Origin of the sequence: Streptococcus intestinihominis (genome assembly GCF_046824975.1) — a bacterium.
Classification (GTDB): domain Bacteria; phylum Bacillota; class Bacilli; order Lactobacillales; family Streptococcaceae; genus Streptococcus.
Genome location: NZ_JBKQBL010000001.1, coordinates 561,852 through 562,169, shown reverse-complemented (window position 1 = coordinate 562,169; position 318 = coordinate 561,852). Strand labels below are relative to the sequence as shown.

Below are 318 nucleotides of genomic sequence, written 5' to 3'. Positions count from 1 at the left end.
TCAGATTGATTTGGACCGATCCGCTGCTGGTAAAATGCAGATGATCGATTTCTTTGGTATTGATAATTTCAGATTGGGAAATTTTTAAAAAGTAGATGGGCAAGTCTTCATAGAGTTGGTAGAGGGGGCCGGTGAGGATGAAGTGGTCATCCTTTGTTTCCCCAACGACTTGACGGTTTTCAATATAGAACCGATGAAACAAGTGGGTCTCTACAAGATAGGTTTCGCCCTCCTTTTTCGCTCGCAAGCGTTCCTTTTGGTCCAATTCCTCAATGAATTGTTGGACTTTCTGGATGCGTTCGCTAGGTTGTGGCCCTG

The 318-nt window shown here is 44.3% G+C and carries 1 protein-coding gene; it reads right to left on the bottom strand.

What is annotated here, in order from left to right; translation table 11 throughout:
- The coding region (locus ACLOR3_RS02800) for a LytTR family transcriptional regulator DNA-binding domain-containing protein (RefSeq protein ID WP_412036994.1) at window positions 1-318 on the bottom strand (318 nt) is incomplete at both ends.